Raw genomic sequence first — 20,266 nt, 5'->3', positions numbered from 1 at the left:
AGATCAGCCGGCGTGCTTGCGGCGGGCGGTGGCCCGGCCCCGCAGCTGCTGGTCGAGCACCACCTTGCGGATGCGCACCGTGGCCGGGGTGACCTCGACGCACTCGTCCTCGCGGCAGAACTCCAGCGCCTGCTCCAGGGTGAGCTTGCGCGGCGGGACCAGCTTCTCGGTCTCGTCGGAGGTCGACTGCCGCATGTTGGTGAGCTTCTTCTCCTTGGTGATGTTGACGTCCATGTCGTCGGAGCGGGAGTTCTCCCCGACGATCATGCCCTCGTACACCTCGGTGGTCGGCTCGACGAAGAGCTGACCGCGCTCCTGCAGGTTGGTCATCGCGAAGGCGGTGACCGCGCCGGCCCGGTCAGCGACCAGTGAGCCGTTGTTACGGGTGCGCAGCTCACCGAACCACGGCTCGTACGACTCGAAGACGTGGTGCAGGATGCCGGTGCCCCGGGTGTCGGTGAGGAACTCGGTGCGGAAGCCGATCAGGCCGCGCGCCGGCACCAGCCACTCCATCCGGATCCAGCCGGTGCCGTGGTTGACCAGCTGCTCCATCCGGCCCTTGCGGGTGGCGAGGAGCTGGGTGATCGCGCCCAGGTATTCCTCCGGGGAGTCGATGGTCAGCCGCTCGACCGGCTCGCAGGTCTTGCCGTCGATCACCCGGGTGACCACCTGCGGCTTGCCAACGGTCAGCTCGTAGCTCTCCCGGCGCATCTGCTCGACCAGGATGGCCAGCGCCAGCTCGCCGCGGCCCTGCACCTCCCAGGCGTCCGGCCGCTCGGTCGGCAGGACCCGCAGCGAGACGTTGCCGATCAGCTCCTTGTCGAGCCGGTCCTTGACCATGCGGGCGGTGACCTTGGCGCCCTTGACCCGGCCGACCAGCGGCGAGGTGTTGGTGCCGATGGTCATCGAGATGGCCGGCTCGTCGACGGTGATCAGCGGCAGCGCGACCGGGTTCTCGACGTCGGCGAGGGTCTCACCGATCATGATCTCCGGGATGCCGGCGACGGCGATGATGTCGCCCGGGCCGGCGGTCTCGGCCGACGTGCGCTCCAGGCCCTCGGTCATCAGCATCTCGGAGATGCGGACCCGCTGGGTGCTGCCGTCGGTGCGGCACCAGGCCACCGTCTGACCCTTGTTGATGGTGCCCTGGCGGACCCGGCACAGCGCCAGCCGGCCGAGGAACGGCGAAGCGTCCAGGTTGGTGACGTGGGCCTGCAACGGCGCGCCGTCCTCGTACGAGGGTGCCGGGATGGTGTCCAGCAGGGTGCGGAACAGCGGCTCCAGGGAGGTGCTGTCGTCGGGCACCGAGCCGTCGGCGGGCTGGGTCAGCGAGGCGATGCCGTCGCGGGCGCAGGCGTAGACGATCGGGAAGTCGATCTGCTCCTCGTCGGCGTCCAGGTCGAGGAAGAGCTCGTAGGTGTCGTCCACGACCTCCTTGATCCGGGCGTCCGGACGGTCCACCTTGTTGATCACCAGGATGATCGGCATCCGGGCCCGCAGCGCCTTGCGCAGCACGAAGCGGGTCTGCGGCAGCGGGCCCTCGCTGGCGTCGACGAGCAGCACCACACCGTCGACCATGGTCAGGCCGCGCTCCACCTCGCCACCGAAGTCGGCGTGGCCGGGGGTGTCGATGATGTTGATGGTGACCGGGTCGGAGCCGTCCGCCGGCAGGTAACGCACGCCGGTGTTCTTGGCCAGGATCGTGATGCCCTTTTCCCGCTCCAGGTCACCGGAGTCCATCACCCGCTCGGTGTTCTCGCCGCGTGCGCCGTACGCGCCGGCCTGCCGCAACATGGCGTCGACCAGGGTGGTCTTGCCGTGGTCGACGTGAGCGATAATGGCGACGTTGCGGAGGTCGGTGCGAAGCTGCATACCCTCTATCCTTCCGCCTGCGCTCGCGCAGGCTGCGTCGGGGTCACCCCCAGGTGCCCCTGATCTATGGTGAAACCGCTGTGCCGGTGGTTCTCCCGGCTGGCATGCTGGCACCCGTGTCCCGGGGGCCTGAGTGCACGACCTGCTGACCTGGGTGCAGGGTCTGCCCACCCTGTGGATCTACCTGGTCGCCGCGCTGATCGTGGCGGGCGAGACCGCGGTGATCTTCGGCCTGCTCGTGCCGGGTGAGGCTACCCTGCTGCTCGTCGGCTTCCTCACCTACAACGGTACCTTGCGGCTCGGGCCGGCGTTGTTCGCGATGATCGTCGCGGCGGTCCTCGGCGATGGGCTGGCCTTTCGCGCCGGACGGCGGTACGGCCCCCGGCTGCGCGCCGGGCTGGGACACCGGGTCGGGCCGCAGCGGTGGGCCCGCGCCGACGCCATGCTCGCCCGCCTCGGTGGGCGGGGGGTGTTCGCCGCCCGATGGGTGGCTTTCGCCCGGACCCTGGTGCCCCGGCTGGCCGGTGCTGCCGGCATGCCGTACCGGCGGTTCGCCCTCTGGAACCTGGCCGGGGTGGTGACCTGGGTGGGCGGTTCGGTGCTGCTCGGTCACCTCGCCGGTGAGTCGTACGACACGGTCTCCCGGCTGCTCGGCCGGGCCACCGGGGTGGCGGTCCTGCTGCTGGCCGGCCTGGTGGGCGTGGTGCTCGTGGGTCGGTGGCTGGGTCGTAACCCCGACCCGGTGCGCGCGCTGCTGTCCCGGGCCGGCGCGCTGCCTCCGGTGCGGTGGCTCACCGCCCGCTACGGGGTGCTGTTCTTCCTGGTGGCCATGCGGATCGGCCCGGCCTGGACGCTGCTGCTCAATCTGGCCGCCGGGCTGCTGCTGCTGTTCGCCGCCGGGCTCGCCATCGCCGGTCTGCTCGCGGTGGCGGTCCGCAACAGTGGGCTGGCCGCGCTGGACGGCGCCATCGCGGGGTGGTTCGCCGCTCGGCGTACCCCGGACGCCGCCGACGTCACGCTGGTCGTGGTGTCGGTGGTACGCGGGTCGGTGCTGATCCTGTTGGTGGCGCTGGTGGCGGCGGTGCTGGCGTGGCGCAACCGACCCTGGCGGGCGGACCTGCTCAGCGTGGTCGGCACAGTCGGCGCGTTCGTGCCGCTGGTGGTGCTGGCCGTGGTGGCCGAGCTGACCGGCCCGAACGGGACCGGCCCGGGCGGCGGTGAGGTGGCCCCGCTCTCGACCCAGAACGCCGTGGTCGCGGCAAGCTTCTGCACCCTGGCCTGGCTGGTGTCGCGCAGCGCCCGCTGGCCGGTGGCGGTGGCCGCCTGGACCGCCGCCGCGGCGGGGGTGCTCGGGATCGGCGGCGCGCGGCTCTACCTCGGTTTGGACACGGCGAGCGGAACGGCCGCGGCGGTGCTGCTCGGGGTGCTCTGGACGGTGGTGTTCATGGTCGCCTGGGCGACCCGGGACCGGGCGGTGGGCAAAGGTCAGCCCCCGGTGGACCAGACCCCCCGGCGGCCGTCGCAGGGGCACCGCCGCCCGGTCGAACCTTGTTAGGGTGCGGCGACAATCACACGGGGGAGTTAAAGGCATGCTGCGACGCACTGATCGGCTGGGCGTCGCGGTGCTCGCCGGGCTCCTGCTGGCGAGCGCGCTGGTCGGCTGCGCCGCCAAGGGGGAGAGCCCATCGGGCCTGGCCGCGCCGGTCGCCGTCACCGACGGGCCGACCGATGCCCCGTCCGACGAGGTCAGCGGGGAGCCGAGCCCGTCGGTGAGCGCCGTGGAATCGATGGGTTCCGCGCCGAGTCGTAGCGCGACCCCGAAGCCGAAGCCGACGAAGAAGCCGACCCGGGCGGCGCCGAAGCCACGCCCGGTGCCGAAGCCGCCCACCGAGACCGAGGTTCCGCCGGCGCCGCCGAAGCCCGCGCCGAGTTCCTGCAAGCCGACCTACAAGGGCAGCCAGGCGACCCGGGCCGAGGTGAAGGCGGCGCTGACCGATGCGGCCAACCGCACCTACTGGCCGGTCTCGGCGCCGGACATCAAGATCCCGCTCACCCTGCTCAAGGCCACCGCGTGGCAGGAGAGCGGCTGGCAGTCCAACATCTACGCCTGCGACGGCGGCGTCGGGCTGTTGCAGGTGATGCCGGACACCGCGACCTGGATGAACCAGCGGTTCGAGAAGAGCTACAAGATCGACGCCTACCAGGACAACGCCTACCTCGGCGCCACCTACCTGGCCTGGGCGACGAAGTACATCGGCGACATGTACTTCGAGTCCGACTTCCGGCTCGACCCGGCACTGTGCACCAGCGAGCTGAATTCCTGCCTGCTCAACGCGGTCATCGCCGCGTACAACTTCGGGCACGGTGCGGTGGCGCAGGAGGGGAAGCCGCTGGCCATTCCCAACCCGTCGTACGTGCGCAACGTGCGGGCGCTGATGAGCGAGTGTGTCTGCCTGGCGTACTGACCTCGACGGGGCCGTGGCGGATTCGCCACGGCCCCGACGTGTCGGTCAGTCGTGCGCGGCGACCGGTTCGGGCGAGTGCGGGGTGGCCCGCACCGGGTCGCGCGTGATGCGGCCGGGCCACCAGAAGCGGTCGCCGAGCAGGAACGCCAGCGCCGGCACCAGGACCGTGCGGACCAGCAGGGTGTCCAGTAGGACACCGATGCAGACGATGATGCCGATCTGGGTCAACGTGATCAGCGGCAGCACGCCGAGCACGGCGAAGACCGCGGCGAGCAGCACTCCGGCGCTGGTGATCACACCGCCGGTGACCCGCAGGGCGGAGAGCATTCCGGCCCGGGTGCCGGCGCTGCGAGCGTCTTCCCGGGCCCGGGTGACCAGGAAGATGTTGTAGTCCACCCCGAGCGCCACCAGGAACACGAAGGCGAGCAGCAGCACACCGCTGTCCAGGGCCGGGAAGCCCAGCACGTGGTCGAAGAGCAGCCAGGCCGCGCCGAGGCTGGCGAAGTACGACGCGATCACGGTGAGCACCAGCAGCAGCGGCGCGAGCAGGCCGCGTAGCAGCAGCACGAGCACGGCGCCGACGAGCAGCAGGATGATCGGCAGGATGAGTCGCAGATCCCGGTCGTTGGCCTCGTCGGAGTCGTACGTGGCGGCCACGGAGCCACCGACGATCGCCCCGGACGGGGCGTCGGCGCCGGCGGCGGCCGGCGGCGCGGAGTCGGGAACGGCGGCGACCGCCGCCCGCAGCGCCTCGATCGCGCGATCCGAGGCGGTGGTGCCGGGTTCGGCGTCGAGGACCACGTCGACCTGGGCGACGGCCGCGCCGGCGTCACCGGGGCGCGCCGAGGCGACACCGGGTACCGCGGTGGCGGCGTCGGTGACCGCCCGCACCGTCGCCGGGGTGGTGATCACGGCGACGGGTTGGGTGCTGCCGGCGGGGAAGGCCCTGGCCAGGGTCTGCGCCCCGGTCACCGCCTCGGGCTCGGCCCGGAACTGTTCGGTCTCGGACAGGCCGGTGCGGATGCCGAGCCCACCCAGTGCCAGGCCACCGAGCAGCAGGGTGGCCAGCGTCGCGACCACCACCGGGCGGCGTTGCACGGCGGCGCCGAGTCGACCCCAGAGCCGACCCTCGCGGACCGGGCCGCCGACCCGCGGTACGAACGGCCAGAACAGGCCGCGGCCGAAGAGCAGCAGCACGGCGGGGAGCACGAACAGGGCCGAGAGCATGGCGAAGACCACACCGGTGGCGCACGCCACGGCCAGTGCCCGGTTGGTCTCCTGCTCACTGAGCAGCAGGGTGAGGACGCCGAGCACGACGGTGCCGCCGCTGGCGAGGATGGGCTCCGCGGTGCGGCGCAGCGCGGCGCGCATCGCCGTGAACCGGTCCTCCTCGCGGCGCAGCTCCTCCCGGTAGCGGGCGATGAGCAGCAGCGCGTAGTCGGTGGCGGCGCCGAAGACCAGCACGCTGGCGATGCCGGTGACCTGACCCGGCTGGAGGTTGATGCCGACGCCCGGCACGATGACGTCCACCGCGCGCAGGGTGAGCTGCTCGGTCGCGGCGACCACGACCAGCGGCACGATCCACAGGAACGGGCTGCGGTAGGTGATCAGCAGGAGTAGCGCGACCACGGCGGCGGTCACCACGAGCAGCGTGACGTCGGCGCCGTCGAAGACCGAGGAGAGGTCGGCGGTGAACGCCGGGGCGCCGGTCACCTCGGCGGCCAGCCCGTCGGGCAGGTCCGCGAGGGTGGCCCGCAGCTGGGTCACCGTGTCGGTGACGACCTCCTGCCCGCCGGCGGTGTCCAGCGGCACGGCTACCAGGGCCACCGCGCCGTCCGGGGAGACCTGGGCGGGGCTGACCTGCCCACCCACCGCGAAGCGGCGCAGGTCGTCGGCGCGAGCGCCGATGGTCGCCCGGTCGGTCTCGGTCAGCGCCTTGCCGTCGCCACGACTGATCACCACGATGGCCGGCTGCACGTCGCGCGACGGCAGCTGATCCTGGAGACGTTGCACCTGGGTCGACTGCCACTGCACGGACAGGCCGGTGGCGGAGACCGGCGCCGGGTTGTCCGGCTGGGGTGTCCCGAAGACGGCCGCGCCCACGACGATCGCGGCGGCCACGGTGAGCCAGGCGGCCAGGCGGCCACGAGCGACTCTGGTGAACACAGACATCAGGTGACCTCAAGGTCCTTCGAAAGCCGAGTATCTTGATAGCCGAGATTATCCGGGGCTGTTCTATGCTGCAACCCGGGGGACCGACGACGGGAAGAGCGGCGCGAGGTGGCGACTCACGGCATGTACCGACGGCGCGACACGCGCCGCGAACAGCTGGTCGCGGAGATCACCAACAACCTCCGGCGGTACGCGGTGGACGCCCAGCAGGTCGGCCACGCCTTCGCCAACCTGCACGGCCTCAACCCGACCGACCTACAGGCGTTGATCGCGGTGATGGACGCCGAGCTGCTCGGTGACCCGATCACCCCCGGCCGTCTCGGCGAGCAGCTGAACCTCTCCTCCGGCTCGGTCACGGCCCTGATCGACCGGCTGGAGCGGGCCGGGCACATCCGCCGCGACCGGGACACCGTCGACCGGCGCAAGGTGCTGCTGCACTACGCCGACCAGGGCGCCGCCCTGGCCATGCAGTTCTTCCAGCCGCTGGGCGCCCGCACCGACACGGTGATGGCCCGCTTCAGCGAGGACGAGCTGGAGGTGGTGCACCGGTTCATGGCGGAGATGAGCGAGTCGCTGCGGGGGCACCGCGACGCGGTGCGCGCCGCCCGGCCGGAGTCACCCCGCCGCCCGACGGGCTGACCGGTGCCGGATCGGCTCGTCACCCGCCTCGCCGGCGCCGCGCTGCGCCTGCCACCGACCCGCCCCGGACCGGTGCGGGTCAGCCGTGACCTCCCGGTGCGGGCCCGCGACGGTGTGGTGCTGCGCACCGACCACTACGCCCCGGCCGTCCGCGGCGCGCCGACCGTGCTGATCCGCACCCCCTACGGGCGGGGTGGACCGCTGCGGCTGCTCGGTCGGCTGCTCGCCGCCCGGGGTCGACACGCGGTGATCCAGTCGTGCCGGGGCACCGGCGGCTCCGGTGGAACGTTCGCCCCGCTGGTGCACGAGCGCGACGACGGCGCGGACACCCTGGACTGGCTGCGTCGCCAACCCTGGTGGTCCGGGCAGCTCGGCATGTTCGGGGTCAGCTATCAGGGCTTCGCGCAGTGGGCCCTGGCCGCCGACGCCGGCGAGGAGTTGCGCGCGATGGTCGCCGTGGTGACCGCCTCGGCCACCCGCGACTCGACGTACGCGGGGGAGTCCTTCGCCCTGGACACCGTGCTGACCTGGGCGGAGCTGCTGCACGCGCAGACAGTGCCGTGGCTGGCCCGGCAGTGGGAACTCAAGCGCGGGCAGCCCCGGCTGGCCGCCGCGCTGGATCACCTCCCCCTGGCCGACGCCGACCGGGTGGCCACCGGCGTGACCATCCCGTTCTTCCAGGAGTGGCTGCGCCACCACACCCCGCAGGCCGCGTACTGGCGGACCCGGGTCTTCGCCGACCAGGTCGCGAAGGTGCGCGCGCCGGTGGTCATGGTCACCGGCTGGCACGACATCTTCCTGCCCGCCCAGCTCGACGACCACGCCGTGCTGCGCGCCGCCGGCACTCCGCCGCGCCTGGTGATCGGCCCGTGGACGCACGGCAGTCCCGGACTGTTCGTGGCCGCGCTGCGCGAGGGGCTGGCCTGGCTCGACGAGCACCTGCCGGCCGCGCCGCGATCGCCCGGCCCGGCGCGGCCAGCCCGGCCGCCCGTGCGCATCTACGTCAGCGGCGCCGGCGGCGGCTGGCGGGCCCTGCCGGACTGGCCACCCCCGGCGGCCGAGACCGCCTGGCACCTGCACCCCGGTGGCGAGCTCGCGGCACGCCCACCGGTCGCGTCGACACCGGACGCACTCCGCTACGACCCCGCCGACCCCACCCCGTCGCTGGGCGGTCCACTGCTCGTCGCCCAACGGGCCGGCCCGGTGGACAACCGGCACCTCGAGGCCCGCCCCGACGTGCTGACCTACACCAGCGCCCCGCTGACCGGGCCGGTCGAGGTGATCGGCCCGGTCAGCGCCGTGATCCACGTCCGCAGCGACCTGCCGTACCTGGACGTCTTCGTTCGTCTGTGCGACGTGGACCGTCGGGGTCGCTCGTGGAACGTGTGCGACGGTCTGGTGCGGGTCACACCCGAGCGATTCCCGGCCGATCCTTCCGGGACGCTGCGGATTCCGGTGCCGCTCTGGCCGACCGCGTACCGGTTCGCCGCCGGACACCGACTGCGGGTGCAGGTCTCCGGTGGCGCCCATCCACGGTGGGCCCGCAACCCCGGCACCGGGGAGCCGCTCGACACAGCGGTGACGCTGCGTGCCGGTTGGCGGCAGGTTCTGCACGATCCGGATTACCCGTCGGCGCTGCTGTTGCCGATCGTCCACTCTGCCCAGCGTAAATATCCATTTCGAACAGACCCCTCCTGAGCTGGGCGTTTGTCAGAAAAGCGGGCTATGGTTGAGTCAACGCCCGGCGCCGTGCATCAGTAGGCCGGGCTCGTCCAAAGCCCAACACCGCGTACGCGGTGTGATGTCGCGCCCGGTCCCCGCCCTCTCTCGGAAGGGGGACCCCATGACCCGGGCCCCAGCTAATCTTCTGGCCGTCCGAAGTCTTCTCCTCACTCACCTCGACAACGCCCCTGGGCCAGACGACCTGGACCCGGGCGAGGTCGGCATCGTCGGTGACTCGGCCCACCGAGGTGGCTACCACTGCGGATCGGACCGGGTGGTCTCCGGCGACTACTCGGTGGTCGAGTCGCCCCGGGACCGGGCCGGGCTGACCCTCGACGCGGCCGCGCTGGACGTCGGCCCGTTCGACGTCCGCTCCGGCGGTCGTACGAACACCCTGCCCAGCTTCTCGGTCTGGTGCGTCGCACAGTGCGCCGCGAACGCGACCGACACCCGGGACATCCGCGAGATCATCTACAGCCCCGACGGCACCACTGTGAAGCGGTGGGATCGCCTCGGCAAGCGCACCAGCGGCGACAGCTCGCACCGCTGGCACACCCACTTCAGCTTCTTTCGCGACGCCATCAAGGCCGGCCGCGACCAGCGGCCGCTATTCCGCCGCTACCTCAGCTCCATCGGACTCCTGGAGGACGACATGACCCCCGAAGAACACAACTGGCTGGCCACGGTCCACAAGAACCTCACCGTGCTGGACGGCCGCAACCCGGTCGGGCAGATCTACACCCGGATGGCGATGGGTCAAGACGCCACCGTCGAGAAATACACGTCGACGCACCCGACGCTGAGTTCGCTCGCCGTGCAGGTGACCTCCCTGCAGACCGCGCTGACCGCGCTGGCCAAGCGGGACTTCGCCGACGAACCGGCGATCGTCCAGGGCGTGCTGGCCTCGCTGACGCCGGAGAAGATCGCCGCGGCGATTCCGCCCACCATGGCCCGGCAGGTCGCCGAGGAGTTGGCCCGCAGGCTGGCCGCCTGAGCGAAGGGGCGGCCCGTGGCCCGCGGGCCGCCCCTTCTCGACGCATCCGCAACAGCGCTTGAGCAATAGATATTGCGCAAGAGCTGTTGCGGATGTCATTCTGTCGGCATGGACAGCTCCGACGTACGCCAGATCACCGACTCCCGGGTGCTGGCCGCCATGTCCCACCCGCTACGCCGCCGGCTGATGGACGTGTTCAAAGTCCACGGGCCCTCCACCGTCGGGGCGCTCGCCGAGCGCACCGACCAGGCCCCCGCGAACGTCAGTCACCACCTCAAGGTCCTCGCCGCCGCCGACCTGGTCACCGAGGCGCCCGAGTTGGCCCGGGACCGGCGCGAGCGGTGGTGGCGCCTGGTCACCCGGAAGCTGCGCTGGTCCAACGCCGACTTCGACGCCGACCCGGCCGCCCGAGCGGTCGCCGACGCCGCCACCTCGCTCAACCTGGACCGGCACGTCGCCCTGGCCCGGGCCTGGCACGCCGCGGACGAGAGCACCCAGGCCACCTGGAACGACGCGCCGTTCTCCACCGACCACTGGCTACGCCTCACACCCGAGGAGTTGGCCGAGCTGAGCCGCGAGATGATCGACGTCCTCGCGCGCTGGGCCGACCGGGAGCTACCCGACGACGACGCCGACCGCAGGCCGGTCTTCGTGTTCGTCCACGGCGTACCGGCCCGACCGTGACCACCGCCGTCCGCGGCGACTCCACCGACGTCCGGCCGACCGGAGGGCTGCTGCGGCACCGCGACTTCCGGCTGCTCTGGGCCGGCCAGGCGGTCAGCAGCGTCGGCAGCAACGTCACCACGGTCGCGCTGCCCCTGGTCGCGGTCGCCGTCCTCGACGCCGGCACCTTCCAGGTGGCGGTGCTCACCGCCGCGGCCTGGCTGCCCTGGTTGCTGATCGGCCTGCCGGCCGGCGCGTGGGTCGACCGGCTGCCCCGCCGACCGGTGATGGTGATCTGCGACCTGCTCTGCGCGGTGGCCTTCCTCAGCGTGCCACTGGCCGCCCTGCTGGACCGGCTCACCGTCGCGCAACTGCTGGTGGTCGCCCTCAGCGCCGGCACCGCGCGGGTCTTCTTCGAAACCGCCGACCAGGTCTACCTGCCGGTGCTGCTGCGACCCGGGCAACTGCCGGAGGGCAACGCCAAGCTCCAGGCGACCCAGACCGTGAGCTACGTCGTCGGGCCCGGCCTCGCCGGCCTGATCGCCCAGCTCACCGGTGCCGTCGCCGCACTGCTGCTGGACGCGCTCACGTTCCTGTTGTCCGCGGTGTTCCTGCTGCGCATCCGCACCCGCGAACCACGCGTACGCGCCGCGGGACGATCCCGATCGCTGCGCCGGGACATCACCGAGGGGCTGCGTTTCGTCATCCGGGACCCGTACCTACGGGTGCTGACGGTCTTCGGCGCGGCCAGCAACATCGGGCTGACCGGCTACCAGGCTGTCCTGGTGGTCTTCCTGGTCCGCGAATTGCGTCTCGAGCCGGGGCTGGTGGGTGGGCTCGTCGGCGTGATGAGCGCCGGCGGGATCATCGGCGCGCTGCTCGCCACCACGGTGGCCCGGCGCTGCGGCACCGCACGGGCGCTGTTGATCGCGGCGGCGCTCACCGGCCCGCCCGCGCTGCTCATCCCGTTCGCCGCACCCGGCGTCGGGCTGGCCTGGCCAGCCCTCGGCGGTCTGCTGATCGGCCTCGGGGTGGCCATCGGCAACGTGGTCAAGGGCGCCTTCCGGCAGACCTACACGCCGCACCACCTGCTGGGCCGGGTGACGGTGAGCATGCATCTGCTCAACTACGGCACGATCCCGCTGGCAGCCGTGCTGGCCGGTGCGATCGGCGCACGTTACGGCGTCGGGACGGCAATTGTCGTGATGACCGCCTGGTTGGCGCTCACCCCGTTGATTCTGTTGGTTGGGCCGATCCGGAGGCGGCGGGACCTGCCCGCCGCCCCGGCGGCGTCTTGAGTGCGCTGCGACGGCGGCCGGAGACCGGCCGCCGTCACCGGCACGGAGCTACATCGGGCGGACGTTGTCCGCCTGCGGACCCTTCTGCCCCTGGGTCACCTCGAACTCGACCTTCTGGCCCTCGTTGAGCTCCCGGTAGCCGCTCGAGGCGATGGCGGAGTAGTGGACGAACACGTCCGGCCCTCCACCGTCCTGCTCGATGAAGCCGAAGCCCTTTTCCGAGTTGAACCACTTAACCGTGCCGGTTGCCATGCATCTCTCCCTGTTCAAAGCGGCTGACCCTCGGCCTCTGGCCGATGATCGCCCGTACCTGTTCGACAGTAACGGGCAAAACCCCGATCCGCTGGCCGAAGTGCCGTAGGTATTTGACTGAACTCGGGTGAACTCTGCGCGGCGGCATGTGAAACCCGCCCCGACCAACCGCCGCTGGGGCATGCTTGCGCCGATGAAGGATGCCCCAGCCGACGCGCTGACCGAGCTGGAACGCGAGATCCACGCGCCCGGCGCCGGTCTGGACCGGCTCCGGTTGATGCCCACCCCGTTCGTCCCCGAGGTGCGGCTGCACCTGGCCGAGGATGCGATCGTCTGGTGGGCCCGGATGGAGGCCGCCGCCGGACACGCGCTGCCGGCGCCGTACTGGGCGTCCGCCTGGGCCGGCGGACAGGCCCTCGCCCGCCACCTCCTCGACCACCCGGAGCTGGCCGCCGGCCGCCGGGTACTCGACCTCGCCGCCGGGTCCGGGCTGGTGGCCATCGCCGCCGCGCTGGCCGGCGCCGCGGAGGTGATCGCCAACGACATCGACCCGTACGCCGTCGCCGCCGTCACCCTCAACGCGCGGGCCAACCACGTCACCGTCGACGCCACCGGGGACGACCTGCTCGACAGCACCGACGCGAAGGTCGACCTCGTCGTCGCCGGGGACGTCTTCTACGACCGCGCGATGGCCGACCGGATGCTGCCCTTCCTTCAGCGGGCCGCCGCCGCAGGTGCCGACGTGCTGGTCGGCGACCCCGGCCGCGGACACCTACCGACGGACCGCCTGACCGTGCTGGCCGACTACCCGGTACCCACCACCGAACCGTCGGTCGACTCGTCGCTCCGCCACGTGCAGGTGCTGCGCCCCGCCTGAGGCGGACCCAGACTCAGGTGCGCCCCTGAGGCCGACCGCGACTCAGGGGCGACCCCGAGGCGGATACCAGGGGTCACTGGGGGCTACGACCGGATGTCCGAAGTGGCACCGCGGCCATAGCGTCAACGCATGACGCAATGGCTGGCCCAGATCGGAGAACTACCGATTCTGCTGCTGATGGGTGCGCTCGGGCTCGTCATGCTCTTCGACGCCGTACCCCTGCTGGGTGTCCTCGTCCCCGGCGACGTCGCGATCCTCGCCGCCGTCGGCGTCGGCCGCCCGAGCACCGGGCTGGCCACCTTCACCGCGGTGTTGATCGGCTGCCTGGCCGGCTGGTCGCTGAGCTTCCTGGTCGGCCGTCACTACTCCGACCGGCTGCGCGACAGTCGCATCGGCGGCTGGATCGGCGAGAGCCGCTGGACAGCGGCCGAAGGAATCCTGCGCCGCGGCGGCGGCCGGATGATGGTGGTTGCGCCGTTCCTGCCGGTCTTCAACGCGCTGCTGCCACTGGCCGCCGGCGGGCTGCGGATGTCGTACCGCCGATTTCTCGGCTGCGCGACGATCGGCGCGGCCGCCTGGGCCGGTCTCTACCTCGCCCTGGGCACCGCGTCACGGTCGGTGGCCGGGCTGCTGCCGGGCAACCCCAGTCCGCTGCTGGTCACGATGGGGGTCGGGCTGGTGCTGGCTTCCGTCGCGTTGCTGGGGGCGCGGCGGCGGTTGTTCTCCGTCGTTGGCTGAGTTGTCTTCATTCTGGGGGGCGCTGGGGCCGGGTGCGGTGGGTGGGGGCGGGGGTGCCGCCACCGTCGGTGGGTTTTGATCTTGGTGGTTCCTGGTCGACGGTTGGTGATCCTGGTTTGGGGTGGGGCTTACCAGCCTCTGGCTTTCCACTGGGGGAGGGCGGGGCGTTCGGCGCCCAGGGTGCTGTCCTTGCCGTGGCCCGGGTAGAACCAGGTGTCGTCCGGTAGTTGGTCGAACAGCTTGTGCTCGACGTCACCGATCAGCGCCGCGAAGCGCTCCGGGTCCTTGTCGGTGTTACCCACCCCACCCGGGAAGAGACTGTCGCCGGTGAAGAGGTGCGGGGTGCCGGCCGGGTCGCGGTAGAGCAGCGCGATCGAACCCGGGGTGTGCCCCTTGATGTGGATGACCTCCAGCGCGCAGTCGCCGACCGCCACGGTGTCACCGTCGGCCAGCCGCTCCGCCTCGATCGGCAGCCCCGCCGCATCGTCGGCGTGCACCAGCGCCCGGGCACCGGTCTTGGCGACGACCTCCTCCAGCGCCACCCAGTGATCCATGTGCTGGTGGGTCGTCACCACGGCGGTGAGCCCACCGGCACCGATCAGTTCGAGCAGCCGGGGCGCCTCGTTGGCGGCGTCGATCAGCACCTGATCACCGGTGCCCGTGCAGCGCAGCAGGTAGGCGTTGTTGTCCATCGGACCCACCGACAGCTTGCTGATGGTCAGCCCGTCCAGCTTCCGAACCGCCGGTGGGCCGCCGTGCGTGACGTCTCCGCTGTATGTCATGACGTTTCTATATCCATTCCGGTGGAGTAGGCAGAGGACCGTCAGGGGTGACGGAGAGCGGGGCGCCGTCGGCGCGGCCGATCAGCCAGGCGGCGAGGTCGGGGGCGGGACCGGCGACGACCGGGGCGTCCACGCGCTCCCCGATCACCACCTCATGCTCGCTGCCGTCGAGGCGCAGCACCATCGACGGCGGTGTCGGCCCCATGGCGTGGTGACTGGCCGCCTCACGCAGCAGACGGTGGGCGAACGTCTCCGACCAGTCCGCGGCACGGTAGTCGGCGGCCAGATCAAGGTGGTGCACCTCGATCTCCCGCAGCCGGCCCCAGACGAGCAGCGCCGCCGGCCACGGGCCCTTACGCGCCTGCACCGTCGCCGCCCAGGCGTCGGCCGGCATCGCCGCGACCGCCTCGGAGAACAGGTCCGCGGTGCGTCGCAGGTCGTCCAGGTGCGCGGCCGGTGGCCGGCCTGAACCGGCTTCGATGTCCGCGGTGCGGGCGTCCAGCGAGGCGTACATCGGCAGCGCCTCCCCGGTGCGGGCCGCGGTGAGCAGGTTGACGAAGCCGTCGGCGTTGCGCGCCACGTGCGCCAGCACGTGGCCGCGCGTCCAGCCCGGCAGCAGCGACGCGGCGGCCAGGTCCGCGGCGTCGAAAGAAGCGGCGGTACGGAGTAGTCGGCTGGTGGCCGCGTCCACCTCGCCCATCAGCAGCAGCGGATCCGTGGTCACCCGTCGACCCTAGCGGTCCGCCGTCGCGCCGTCGCCGGGGAAATCGCTTTCGGCGCGTCGGCGGGCGACCTACCGTCAGCGGCAGACGCGGCACCGGGACATCGGACGGAGGTGGTGATCATGCCGGACGTGGCACGCGTGTTCCGCCATCACCAGCTTCGACACCGATGAGGATGCCATGACGATCGATCTGACCGCCCTCGGCTGGGACGCCGAGCGGACGGCGTACGCCGCGCGACGCGGCGAGCACCAGCCGGGTCGGGTGGCCCGGGTGGACCGGGGGGTCTGCACGGTGCTGACCGCAGTCGGCCCGGTCCGGGCCAGCCTGGGTGGGGCGGTGCTGACCGCCGCCGCGCGGGACCCGTCCGCGCTGCCCTGCGCCGGGGACTGGGTGCTGCTCACCCACTGGCCGGACCGCCGCGTCACAGTGGAGGCGGTGCTGCCGCGCCGAGGCGCGCTGATCCGGCGTACCGCCGGCAAGGACGCCAGTGGCCAGGTGCTGGCCGCCAACCTCGACGCCGCCGCCGTGGTGGAGCCGGTGCACCCCGAGCCGGACGTGGGCCGGATCGAGCGGCTGCTCTCCCTGGCCCACGAGTCCGGCGCCCGGCCACTGGTCGTACTGACCAAGGCGGACCTCGCGGCCGACCCGGCCGCGCTGGCCCGCCAGTTGGCCGCCGTCGCCCCCGGGGTGCCGGTGCTGCCGGTCAGCGCCGAACGAGGCCTCGGGCTGGAACCGCTGCGCGCCGAGGTGGCGCCCGGCCGCACGCTCGGCCTGCTCGGCCCGTCCGGTGCGGGCAAGTCGAGCCTGGTCAACGCCCTCGTCGGGGCGGTGATGATGCCCACCCAGGCGATCCGGCGCGTCGACGGCAAGGGTCGGCACACCACCACCTGGCGGGCCCTCGTACCCATCCCCGGTGGCGGTGCGGTGATCGACACGCCCGGTGTCCGGGCGGTCGGCCTGCTGGACGGCGCAATCGGGCTCGACCGGGCGTTCTCCGACATCGCCGGGCTGGCCGAGGGCTGCCGGTACGCCGACTGCGGCCACGACGGCGAGCCGGCCTGCGCGGTCCGGGAGGCGCTGCACACCGGCGAGCTCTCCACCCGTCGGTGGGAGAGCTGGCGGCGGCTGCAGGGTGAGGTGGCCCACGAGAGCCGACGGCGGGAGGCCCGGGTGGCGGCGGAGCGGCGCGGCGGGTGGCGTTCGGCCCGGCGTCGGGCCGCGCGTCCGCCGACGCCCGGCGGCTACTGACCGGGCGCCCGCCGATGCGCGGGCGCCCGGGCTTGCGGGCGGCGCGGCCGACCGGGCTGAGCTGGGGGAATGTGCGGGCGAGGGAAACTGTCATACCTCGAGGCTAGAGTTGCCGAGGCGTGTTTTCCGCGCCCGCACGACCGCTCAAGACCACCCAGAGCGGGACAGATCCTTCGCTTCGTCTTCTCCCGGGAGTACACGCACCGTGGCCGACCGACTGATCATCCGTGGCGCGCGCGAGCACAACCTGCGTGACGTCAGTCTCGACCTGCCCCGGGACGCACTCATCGTGTTCACCGGGCTGTCCGGGTCGGGCAAGTCGAGCCTGGCCTTCGACACGATCTTCGCTGAGGGGCAGCGCCGCTACGTCGAGTCGCTCTCGTCGTACGCCCGGCAGTTCCTCGGCCAGATGGACAAGCCAGACGTCGACTTCATCGAGGGCCTGAGCCCGGCCGTCTCGATCGACCAGAAATCCACCTCGCGCAACCCGCGCTCGACCGTCGGCACCATCACCGAGGTCTACGACTACCTGCGTCTGCTCTACGCCCGCATCGGTGAGCCGCACTGCCCGGTCTGTGGTGAGCGCATCTCCCGGCAGAGCCCGCAGCAGATCGTCGACCGGGTCCTCGCGATGGCCGAGGGCACCAAGTTCATGGTGCTCGCCCCGGTGATCCGTGGCCGCAAGGGCGAATATGTCGACCTCTTCGCCGAGCTCCAGGCCAAGGGCTACGCCCGGGCCCGGGTCGACGGCGTGGTGCACCCGCTGACCGAGCCGCCGAAGCTCAAGAAGCAGGAGAAGCACACCATCGAGGTGGTGATCGACCGGCTCACCGTCAAGCCGAGCGCCAAGCAGCGCCTCACCGACTCGGTCGAGGCCGCCCTGGGCCTGTCCAGTGGCCTGGTCCTGCTCGACTTCGTCGACCTTCCCGAGGACGACCCGGACCGCGAGCGCCGCTACTCCGAGCACCTGGCCTGCCCCAACGACCACCCGCTCGCCATCGAGGACCTCGAGCCCCGGGTCTTCTCCTTCAACGCGCCCTACGGCGCCTGCCCGGAGTGCACCGGCCTGGGCACCAAGAAGGAGGTCGACCCGGAGCTGCTGGTCCCCGACCCGGAGCGCAGCCTGCGCGAGGGCGCCATCCAGCCCTGGTCCACCGGGCACAACCTGGAATACTTCCTGCGCCTGCTGGAGGCGCTCGGCGAGGCCCAGCACTTCGACATCGACACCCCGTGGCGGGCGTTGCCGGCGCGGGCGCAGAAGACGATCCTGCACGGCTCCGACGATCAGGTTCACGTGCGTTACCGCAACAAGTACGGCCGTGAGCGCTCCTACTACACCGGCTTCGAGGGCGTGGTGCAGTGGATCGAGCGCCGGCACTCCGACACCGAGTCCGATTCGTCCCGCGACAAGTACGAGGGCTACATGCGCGACGTGCCGTGCGCGGCGTGCGGCGGGGCCCGGCTCAAGCCCGAGGTGCTCGCGGTCACGCTGGCCGGCAAGAGCATCGCCGAGGTCTGCAACCTGTCGGTGGGCGAGTGCGCCGACCTGCTCGCCGGCATCGAGCTGACCGACCGGCAGAAGATGATCGCCGAGCGGGTCCTCAAGGAGATCAACGCCCGGCTGCGGTTCCTGCTCGACGTCGGCCTGGACTACCTCTCCCTGGACCGCCCGGCCGGCACGCTCTCCGGCGGTGAGGCACAGCGCATCCGGCTGGCCACCCAGATCGGCTCCGGCCTGGTGGGCGTGCTCTACGTGCTCGACGAGCCGTCGATCGGGCTGCACCAGCGCGACAACCACCGGCTGATCGAGACCCTGATCCGGCTGCGCGGGCTCGGCAACACGCTGATCGTGGTGGAGCACGACGAGGACACCATCCGCACCGCCGACTGGATCGTCGACATCGGGCCCGGCGCGGGTGAGCACGGCGGCAAGATCGTGCACAGCGGCTCGGTTCCGGCGCTGCTGAAGAACAAGGAGTCGATCACCGGGGCGTACCTGTCCGGTCGGCGGTCGATCCCGACGCCGACCGGCCGCCGCCCGCAGGACCCGGCCCGCGAGCTGGTGGTGCACGGGGCGCGGGAGCACAACCTGCGCAACCTGACCGTCGGGTTCCCGCTGGGCCAGCTGATCGCGGTCACCGGCGTCAGCGGCTCGGGCAAGTCGACGCTGGTAAACGACATCCTGTACGCGGTGCTGGCCAACCAGATCAACGGCGCCCGGCTGGTGCCCGGCCGGCACACCCGGGTCTCCGGGCTGGAGCACGTGGACAAGGTCGTCGGCGTGGACCAGTCGCCGATCGGCCGGACGCCGCGCTCCAACCCGGCCACCTACACCGGCGTCTGGGACCACGTCCGCAAGCTCTTCGCCGAGACCAACGAGGCGAAGGTCCGCGGGTACGGCCCGGGGCGGTTCTCGTTCAACGTCAAGGGCGGGCGCTGCGAGGCGTGCTCCGGTGACGGCACCATCAAGATCGAGATGAACTTCCTGCCCGACGTGTACGTCCCCTGCGAGGTCTGCAAGGGCGCCCGGTACAACCGGGAGACCCTGGAGGTGCACTACAAGGGCAAGACCGTCTCGGACGTGCTGGAGATGCCGATCGAGGAGGCCGCCGAGTTCTTCTCCGCCATCCCGCCCATCCACCGGCACCTGAAGACCCTTGTCGACGTCGGCCTAGGCTACGTCCGCCTCGGTCAGCCCGCGCCGACCCTCTCCGGCGGTGAGGCGCAGCGGGTCAAGCTCGCCTCCGAGCTGCAGAAGCGCTCCACCGGCCGGACGGTCTACGTGCTCGACGAGCCGACCACCGGTCTGCACTTCGAGGACATCCGCAAGCTGCTGATGGTGCTGGAAGGGCTCGTCGACAAGGGCAACACGGTGATCACCATCGAGCACAACCTCGACGTGATCAAGACCGCGGACTGGCTGATCGACATGGGTCCCGAGGGGGGCCACCGAGGCGGCACCGTGCTCGCCACCGGCACCCCCGAAGAGGTCGCCGAGGTGGCCGAGAGCCACACCGGCGAGTTCCTGCGCCAGGTGCTCAAGCTCGAGGGCAAGGCCAAGGGAGCGGCTGCCGCCACCACCCGGGCCGCCAAGGCCAACGGCGTGACCAAGGCGCGGGCCAGCCGTAAGGTGCCGGCCGCCGCGCGCTGACAATCTGTGCGTGTTCGAGGGGCGGGGCGGGTCGGTTGACGACCCGCCCCGCTCCATTTGCCGGGTCGGACGAGTGCCGCGGTGAACCATCCGGCACAGTTGCCCGTGTGGAGAAGTGTGGCCGGCTTTCGACCGGCGCAGCGGGCTAGAGAGAGGCGAGGCATGAGTGACGATCAGGCGCTGACCGGTCCGGGTACGCAGACACGTCGTACCCTGCTCACCGGCGTCGGGGCGGTCGGCGCGGCCGTCGTGCTGGCTGCCTGCGGCAGCGACGACGGCGGCAGCGGCAGCGACGCACCCACCAGTGGTGGCCCCGCCGTGCCAAGCACCGGCGACGCCGGCGGCGGCGACCGGCAGAATGCCCAGTCGTTGGCCACCACCGCCGACATCCCGGTCGGTGGCGGCAAGGTCCTCGCCACCGACGGCGTGGTCATCACCCAGCCCGTGGCGGGCCAGTTCAAGGGCTTCAGCCCGATCTGTACGCACCAGAACTGCCCGGTGACGAACGTCGACGGCGGCACCATCAACTGCACCTGCCACGGCAGCAAGTTCTCGATCGAGGACGGCTCGGTGAAGGCCGGCCCGGCCACCAAGCCGCTGCCGCCCAAGGAAATCAAGGTCACCGGCGACCAGATCTCGCTGGCCTGACCCGACGCGGGGCCGGCGGG

The 20,266-nt window shown here is 71.8% G+C and carries 17 protein-coding genes; 12 read left to right on the top strand and 5 right to left on the bottom strand.

The genetic code is table 11. The annotated features are described in order from the left end of the window. Positions 1-3: 3 nt before the first annotated feature. Positions 4-1,872 carry a translational GTPase TypA gene (typA, locus tag ACQRWP_RS18445; protein ID WP_430496404.1) on the bottom strand — a complete coding sequence of 623 codons (1,869 nt, stop codon included), beginning with the start codon at positions 1,870-1,872 and terminating at the stop codon, positions 4-6. Positions 1,873-2,005: 133 nt separating this feature from the next. Here typA and ACQRWP_RS18440 point away from each other — a divergent pair, with 133 nt between their 5' ends. Beyond that, positions 2,006-3,427, top strand: coding sequence for a DedA family protein (locus ACQRWP_RS18440; protein ID WP_430496402.1), 1,422 nt, complete (start codon positions 2,006-2,008; stop codon positions 3,425-3,427). A 34-nt stretch (positions 3,428-3,461) separates the two neighbouring features. Beyond that, positions 3,462-4,337: a lytic transglycosylase domain-containing protein gene (locus ACQRWP_RS18435; protein ID WP_430496400.1), complete on the top strand. Its 876-nt coding sequence runs from the start codon at positions 3,462-3,464 to the stop codon at positions 4,335-4,337. A 45-nt stretch (positions 4,338-4,382) separates the two neighbouring features. On the opposite strand, the gene ACQRWP_RS18430 is transcribed toward ACQRWP_RS18435, so the two are convergent. Beyond that, positions 4,383-6,509 carry an MMPL family transporter gene (locus ACQRWP_RS18430; protein WP_430496398.1) on the bottom strand — a complete coding sequence of 709 codons (2,127 nt, stop codon included), beginning with the start codon at positions 6,507-6,509 and terminating at the stop codon, positions 4,383-4,385. 123 nt (positions 6,510-6,632) lie between these two features. Here ACQRWP_RS18430 and ACQRWP_RS18425 point away from each other — a divergent pair, with 123 nt between their 5' ends. The 5 genes from ACQRWP_RS18425 (at position 6,633) to ACQRWP_RS18405 (ending at position 11,825) form a co-directional block, all read left to right on the top strand. Further along, positions 6,633-7,148, top strand: a complete 516-nt coding sequence (locus ACQRWP_RS18425) for a MarR family winged helix-turn-helix transcriptional regulator (RefSeq protein ID WP_238680251.1) — start codon at positions 6,633-6,635, stop codon at positions 7,146-7,148. Positions 7,149-7,151: 3 nt separating this feature from the next. Continuing rightward, entirely contained in the window at positions 7,152-8,846 is a 1,695-nt protein-coding gene (locus ACQRWP_RS18420; RefSeq protein ID WP_430496395.1) for a CocE/NonD family hydrolase, read from the top strand. Positions 8,847-8,991: 145 nt separating this feature from the next. Continuing rightward, positions 8,992-9,864 carry a hypothetical protein gene (locus ACQRWP_RS18415; protein ID WP_430496393.1) on the top strand — a complete coding sequence of 291 codons (873 nt, stop codon included), beginning with the start codon at positions 8,992-8,994 and terminating at the stop codon, positions 9,862-9,864. A 108-nt stretch (positions 9,865-9,972) separates the two neighbouring features. Further along, positions 9,973-10,548: an ArsR/SmtB family transcription factor gene (locus tag ACQRWP_RS18410; RefSeq protein ID WP_430496391.1), complete on the top strand. Its 576-nt coding sequence runs from the start codon at positions 9,973-9,975 to the stop codon at positions 10,546-10,548. Continuing rightward, complete coding sequence (locus tag ACQRWP_RS18405; RefSeq protein ID WP_430496390.1) at positions 10,545-11,825, top strand: MFS transporter; 1,281 nt, start codon at positions 10,545-10,547, stop codon at positions 11,823-11,825. The genes ACQRWP_RS18410 and ACQRWP_RS18405 overlap by 4 nt, the downstream gene beginning before the upstream one ends. 48 nt (positions 11,826-11,873) lie before the next feature. On the opposite strand, the gene ACQRWP_RS18400 is transcribed toward ACQRWP_RS18405, so the two are convergent. After that, positions 11,874-12,077, bottom strand: coding sequence for a cold-shock protein (locus ACQRWP_RS18400; RefSeq protein ID WP_007462771.1), 204 nt, complete (start codon positions 12,075-12,077; stop codon positions 11,874-11,876). A 193-nt stretch (positions 12,078-12,270) separates the two neighbouring features. On the opposite strand from ACQRWP_RS18400, the gene ACQRWP_RS18395 reads away from it, so the two are divergent. Together ACQRWP_RS18395 and ACQRWP_RS18390 are read left to right on the top strand one after the other, a co-directional pair. Continuing rightward, complete coding sequence (locus tag ACQRWP_RS18395; protein WP_430496387.1) at positions 12,271-12,954, top strand: class I SAM-dependent methyltransferase; 684 nt, start codon at positions 12,271-12,273, stop codon at positions 12,952-12,954. Positions 12,955-13,083: 129 nt separating this feature from the next. Then, on the top strand, positions 13,084-13,692 hold the full coding sequence (locus ACQRWP_RS18390) for a DedA family protein (protein WP_430496385.1): 609 nt from the start codon (positions 13,084-13,086) through the stop codon (positions 13,690-13,692). A 128-nt stretch (positions 13,693-13,820) separates the two neighbouring features. Here ACQRWP_RS18390 and ACQRWP_RS18385 read toward each other — a convergent pair whose 3' ends face one another. Both ACQRWP_RS18385 and ACQRWP_RS18380 read right to left on the bottom strand, forming a co-directional pair. Beyond that, a complete protein-coding gene (locus ACQRWP_RS18385; protein ID WP_430496383.1) occupies positions 13,821-14,474 on the bottom strand; it encodes an MBL fold metallo-hydrolase in 654 nt (217 codons plus the stop codon). A 7-nt stretch (positions 14,475-14,481) separates the two neighbouring features. After that, positions 14,482-15,198, bottom strand: coding sequence for a maleylpyruvate isomerase family mycothiol-dependent enzyme (locus tag ACQRWP_RS18380; protein ID WP_430496381.1), 717 nt, complete (start codon positions 15,196-15,198; stop codon positions 14,482-14,484). Positions 15,199-15,376: 178 nt separating this feature from the next. On the opposite strand from ACQRWP_RS18380, the gene rsgA reads away from it, so the two are divergent. The 3 genes from rsgA (at position 15,377) to ACQRWP_RS18365 (ending at position 20,246) form a co-directional block, all read left to right on the top strand. After that, positions 15,377-16,447 carry a ribosome small subunit-dependent GTPase A gene (gene rsgA, locus ACQRWP_RS18375; RefSeq protein ID WP_430496379.1) on the top strand — a complete coding sequence of 357 codons (1,071 nt, stop codon included), beginning with the start codon at positions 15,377-15,379 and terminating at the stop codon, positions 16,445-16,447. A gap of 205 nt (positions 16,448-16,652) precedes the next feature. After that, positions 16,653-19,598 carry an excinuclease ABC subunit UvrA gene (gene uvrA / locus ACQRWP_RS18370; protein ID WP_430496377.1) on the top strand — a complete coding sequence of 982 codons (2,946 nt, stop codon included), beginning with the start codon at positions 16,653-16,655 and terminating at the stop codon, positions 19,596-19,598. A 162-nt stretch (positions 19,599-19,760) separates the two neighbouring features. Next, positions 19,761-20,246 (top strand): Rieske (2Fe-2S) protein, encoded by a 486-nt coding sequence (locus ACQRWP_RS18365; protein ID WP_430496375.1) that lies wholly within the window; start codon positions 19,761-19,763, stop codon positions 20,244-20,246. Positions 20,247-20,266 lie beyond the last annotated feature (20 nt).

It is taken from the genome of Micromonospora trifolii (assembly GCF_050516465.1).
GTDB classification, from domain to species: Bacteria; Actinomycetota; Actinomycetes; order Mycobacteriales; family Micromonosporaceae; genus Micromonospora; species Micromonospora trifolii.
The sequence above is the reverse complement of the archived record's forward strand: the minus strand, read 5'-3'. Positions and strand labels throughout refer to the sequence as shown.

What these genes read in the sequence shown, in the direction of transcription:
- typA (WP_430496404.1), bottom strand. Translation starts at nt 1,872, where the DNA reads ATGCAGCTTCGCACCGACCTCCGCAACGTCGCCATTATCGCTCACGTC.
- ACQRWP_RS18435 (WP_430496400.1), top strand. Translation starts at nt 3,462, where the DNA reads ATGCTGCGACGCACTGATCGGCTGGGCGTCGCGGTGCTCGCCGGGCTC.
- ACQRWP_RS18430 (WP_430496398.1), bottom strand. Translation starts at nt 6,509, where the DNA reads ATGTCTGTGTTCACCAGAGTCGCTCGTGGCCGCCTGGCCGCCTGGCTC.
- ACQRWP_RS18425 (WP_238680251.1), top strand. Translation starts at nt 6,633, where the DNA reads ATGTACCGACGGCGCGACACGCGCCGCGAACAGCTGGTCGCGGAGATC.
- ACQRWP_RS18415 (WP_430496393.1), top strand. Translation starts at nt 8,992, where the DNA reads ATGACCCGGGCCCCAGCTAATCTTCTGGCCGTCCGAAGTCTTCTCCTC.
- ACQRWP_RS18410 (WP_430496391.1), top strand. Translation starts at nt 9,973, where the DNA reads ATGGACAGCTCCGACGTACGCCAGATCACCGACTCCCGGGTGCTGGCC.
- ACQRWP_RS18400 (WP_007462771.1), bottom strand. Translation starts at nt 12,077, where the DNA reads ATGGCAACCGGCACGGTTAAGTGGTTCAACTCGGAAAAGGGCTTCGGC.
- ACQRWP_RS18395 (WP_430496387.1), top strand. Translation starts at nt 12,271, where the DNA reads ATGAAGGATGCCCCAGCCGACGCGCTGACCGAGCTGGAACGCGAGATC.
- ACQRWP_RS18390 (WP_430496385.1), top strand. Translation starts at nt 13,084, where the DNA reads ATGACGCAATGGCTGGCCCAGATCGGAGAACTACCGATTCTGCTGCTG.
- ACQRWP_RS18385 (WP_430496383.1), bottom strand. Translation starts at nt 14,474, where the DNA reads ATGACATACAGCGGAGACGTCACGCACGGCGGCCCACCGGCGGTTCGG.
- rsgA (WP_430496379.1), top strand. Translation starts at nt 15,377, where the DNA reads ATGACGATCGATCTGACCGCCCTCGGCTGGGACGCCGAGCGGACGGCG.
- ACQRWP_RS18365 (WP_430496375.1), top strand. Translation starts at nt 19,761, where the DNA reads ATGAGTGACGATCAGGCGCTGACCGGTCCGGGTACGCAGACACGTCGT.